Source organism: Hymenobacter sp. (assembly GCF_031398885.1).
Classification (GTDB): Bacteria; Bacteroidota; Bacteroidia; order Cytophagales; family Hymenobacteraceae; genus Hymenobacter.
Map to the genome: position 1 here is coordinate 1 of NZ_JANNOD010000027.1, position 3,837 is coordinate 3,837.

Consider the following 3,837-nt stretch of genomic DNA (forward strand, 5'->3'; position numbering starts at 1 on the left):
CTGCGCCACGTCGGCCCAGCGTTGGGTGCGCGGGTCGTACTGCCGGATTTTTTCGTTGATGCCGTCGCTGAACGTCACAAACAGGAAGTCTTTGGTGGAAGTCAGGCGGGTGATGTTGAGCTGGCCCTCGGGCAGCAGCACGGCGGCGGTGGCGGGGCTGGGCGCGGCGGCGCTGGTCACCAGAATGCGGCCGTTGGGGGCGCCCTTCACGCTGTAGAGGTACAGTTGGCTGCCCAGCTTGGTGTAGCCGTGCACGCTGTCGGCGGGCACGGCCAGCCGCTTCCATGCGATGGTAGGCTTGCCCAGGTCGGCCGCCGGGGCCACCCAGGCGGTGGCCCGCCGGTCCACCGAACTCATGTCGCCGTAGACTTGGGTGTAGTCGTTGGAGAAGTACATGATGGGGTACTGGTCGGGCCGGATGCCCATGCTCGGGTTTTTGGCCCGCGAAAGCAAGTCGGGGTCGGCCGTGGCCGGGGTGCCGAGGCGGTGCACCCGGGCGTGGGTGTCGAGGTTGCCCTTGGGGTCTTTGGGGTCGGCCGAGTTCTGCGGGGTGTAAAGGAAGCCGGTACCGTCGGGCAGCCAGTCGATGCCGCCGCCGAACACGGCCGGAATGCTTTCCGAACGAAACGCCTTGGTGGCCACGATCATGGTGCGCAGCGTCGACAGCTCGGCGCCGCCTTCCTGCAAGCCAATTACTACCTGCTGGCCGTCGGGGCTAGGCGTGAAGGCCGTCATGGCGTAGGTCTTCTTTTTGTCGTAGGCCAGCGGGTCGAACAGCAGCTTTTCGGGGCCGGTTTTGCCCTCGCGCACGTACAGCTTGCCCACGGTTTCGCTGGGCAGGGTGCGGCGGTAGAAGTAACGGTTGCCCCGCTTCTTGATGTCGCCGTAGCGCACGGTGAGCAGCTTGTCGTAGGCCGCGAAGGTTTCGATGAGCCGGTCGCGGCCCGGAATCTGGGCCAGGGTTTGGGCGGTGTAGTCGCCCTGGGCCTTGAACCAGGCCTGCACCTCGGGGCTATTGGTGTCTTCCAGCCAGCGGTAGTTGTCCACCACCTGCTTACCGAAGTATGTGTCGGTGACGGGCCGCTGGGGCGTGGCGGGCGGGGCCGTTTGGGCGCGGGCGGGCGTCAGCAGCGACGGTAAAGCAGCGAGCAACAGGACCATTTTTTTCATGAGTGGCGTCGGAAAAGATGAAATGTGAAAGGGTCTTCTTAATCAGAAAATGGCGCCGGGTGCCGGAAAACTCCGGTCTTCACCGAAACTTGGTGAAGCTGAAGCTGCCGTTGGTCACGCCTTGCGTGCCGGTGGCGCTGGTGTTGGGCAACGCCCCGGCCGTGAAGCTGAACGTGCCGCTGAGCTTCTGGCTCGCCTTATCATATTGGCTCACCGTGATGCTGCCGTTGCTGGCGTTGGGACCGTACAGGGTGTTGTAGGTGGTGCCCGCCCCGCCGCTGCCGTTCAAGTTGAGGACGCCGGCGGGCAGGTTGTCGAGCACCGAGCCTTTGCGGAGGTCGTACACGCTGGCGCCTTTGGCGTTGATGCCTTGCAAGCTCAGCGACAGGATGTTTTTATTGTCGTCGGAGCCGGCCGAGACGATGATTTTATCGCCGGAGTCGACGATGGCCGACGAGCGGACGGTGCTGGTGTAAGTGGTGCCGCTGTGGGTCCAGGTCACGGTGCCGTCGCCAGCGGCGGCGGGGTTGTCGTCGTCATCGTCGCTGCCGCAGGCCGTGAGGGTCAGCAAGCCGCCGCAGAGCAGGGGCAGCAAGTAGCGCGAGAGGTTACGGAGGGCTTTCATGCAAAGAATCAGGGAAAAAGAGGGTTAGAGGACCAAAATTTGAACACGGCTGATACCCGCAGGCTGCCCGGCGTCCTGGGCAGCCCGGGGCAACATCCTACTACTCCACCAGCAGCGCCCGGCGTAGCAGCGTTTCGCCGGCTCGCACCTCGGCCAGGTAGCGGCCGGGGGCCAGCGTGGCGGGCAGCGTCAGCACGGCCGAAGCGGGCACGGCTTGCGCGTGCGCCACGCGGCCCACGGCATCGAGGAGGCGCAGCGTGGCGCCGCCGCGGGAGGCCGCGGGCAGGGCCAGGCGCAGCACCCGGTCGGGGCCCACGGGGTTGGGCCAGGCGTCCAGCGGCGTGGCCGTCTGCGCCGCGCGGGTCGCCAGCGCGGTGCCGCCGAGCCGGGCCACGAAGGCGTCGTCCTGGCCAGCGCTGGCCAAGGCCGGCAGCGCGCCGAAGGTGGCCGCGCCGTTGAAGCTCCCCGTGAGGTAGCAGTGCGCGGCCGCGTCAAGGGCCAGGCCGCCGGCTTCGTCGTTGGCGCTGCCGCCGGCCCGCACCGCCCACGAGGCGTTGCCGGTGGCGGGCAGCTTGGCCACGAACACATCGGTGCCGCCCGCCGAGGTGACCTCGGCCAGCGACCAGCGCACGATGCCGCTGAAGCGGCCCGTCACGTAGGTTGCGCCGGCCGCGTCGCGGGCCAAGCCCGTCACCCGGCCGAAGCCCAGGCTGCCGTTGCTGCTACGGCCCGCCGTCACGTTGCCCGCCGCCGCGTAGCGCACCACCATCGGGGCCGGGCTGGCGCCGGTGTTGATGATGGTGTCGAAGTTGCCCACCACGACGGTGCCCTGAAACTCGCCGCCCGTCACCACGGTGCCGTCGAGGTCGGCAGCCACGGCGTAGTTGGCGTAGGTGGTGGCGCCCGTTGACCCTTCCGAGCGGGCCCAGGTCAGGTCCAGGAACCGGTCGTACTTAATCAGGAAACCGTCGCGAACGGTGCAGCGGCGCGTGAGGGTGGTGGTGCCCACCGGCAGGGTAGCGCCGTCGAAATTGCCGGTGACGTAGAGTGCGGCACCGGCCGTGGCAATGCCCTGCAAAAATTCACTCCCCGCGCCGCCGGCGCGGCCCATGCGCACGTAGGTGCCGGCGGTGTTTACCTTGACGAGGCCATTATCGCGCCCCCCGGCGCTGACCAGCGTGGTGGCCGTGCCCGTGACGGTGGCCGTACCCTGGAATTGGCCCCCGAGCCACACAAACCCGTCGTCGTCAAGGGCCACGGCCGTACCAAAATCGTCGCCAGGGCCGCCGGCGCGCACGCCCCACTGGGGCACGCCGGCGGCGCTAAGCCGAGCCAGAAACATGTCGCCAGAGCCGGCATTGGCCAGCGTGGTGCCACCAACGGCAAAGGAACTTGAGAAAAAAGTGCCGGCCACGTACACGTTGCCGGCGGCGTCCACGGCGAGTTCGTCGGGGTAGTCCTCGCCGGTACCACCGAAGCGAGTGGCCCAAAGCACGCCCCCGGCCGGGCTGTACTTGGCCACGAACACGTCAGCGCCGTTGCCAACGTTGTTGAGGGTAGTGCTGCCGATGGTGACGGTCGCCGAGCTGAACCGGCCGGCCACGTAGGTGTTGCCGGCGGCATCGACGGCAATGGCGGCGCCCGCGTCGAGGCCAGCGCCGCCGACGCGGCTGGCGTTGCTCCAGGCGGGGGTTTGGGCCTGGGCGGCGGCGGCCAAGCAAAGCCCGGCCGCGGCCAGGACGGTGCGCAGCCAAGGCCGCGCGGTGAAGGAGTAAAACTGTTTCATACTTACCAGAAATGGGGTGTGGTGAAAAAATGAGGTGGCGTGAAAAAAAGGCAGGGTCCATGCAAGCGGGGCTAAAAGCCCAGGGTCAACACCCCCGTCGGTTGTGTCAGCTGGCGGTTTTCAGCCCGGTGTTTATGACGGGCTGAAAAACGCCAGCAGAAAAGCCATGGGCGAGGTTAGCCCCTACTTAGGCACCACGTTGGGGCGCACTTGCAGGGGGTTAATCTGGTTGGCGTTGACGGGCGGAGTGCCCGCC

2 protein-coding genes and 1 pseudogene are annotated in these 3,837 nt (G+C 67.4%); all 3 read right to left on the reverse strand.

Annotated elements, in window-relative coordinates:
- Positions 1–1,170, reverse strand: a pseudogene (locus RMO51_RS04275) (S9 family peptidase); the annotation flags it as partial.
- A gap of 79 nt (positions 1,171–1,249) precedes the next feature.
- The gene (locus RMO51_RS04280; RefSeq protein WP_310392327.1) at positions 1,250–1,795 is read right to left on the reverse strand and encodes a DUF6252 family protein; all 546 of its coding nucleotides are present in this window, start codon (positions 1,793–1,795) and stop codon (positions 1,250–1,252) included.
- Positions 1,796–1,895: 100 nt separating this feature from the next.
- Positions 1,896–3,581 carry an SBBP repeat-containing protein gene (locus tag RMO51_RS04285; protein WP_310392329.1) on the reverse strand — a complete coding sequence of 562 codons (1,686 nt, stop codon included), beginning with the start codon at positions 3,579–3,581 and terminating at the stop codon, positions 1,896–1,898.
- Positions 3,582–3,837: the final 256 nt, after the last annotated feature.

Excerpts from the sequence above, each read along its gene's own strand:
- RMO51_RS04280 (WP_310392327.1), bottom strand. The coding sequence starts at position 1,795 with ATGAAAGCCCTCCGTAACCTCTCGCGCTACTTGCTGCCCCTGCTCTGC.
- RMO51_RS04285 (WP_310392329.1), bottom strand. The coding sequence starts at position 3,581 with ATGAAACAGTTTTACTCCTTCACCGCGCGGCCTTGGCTGCGCACCGTC.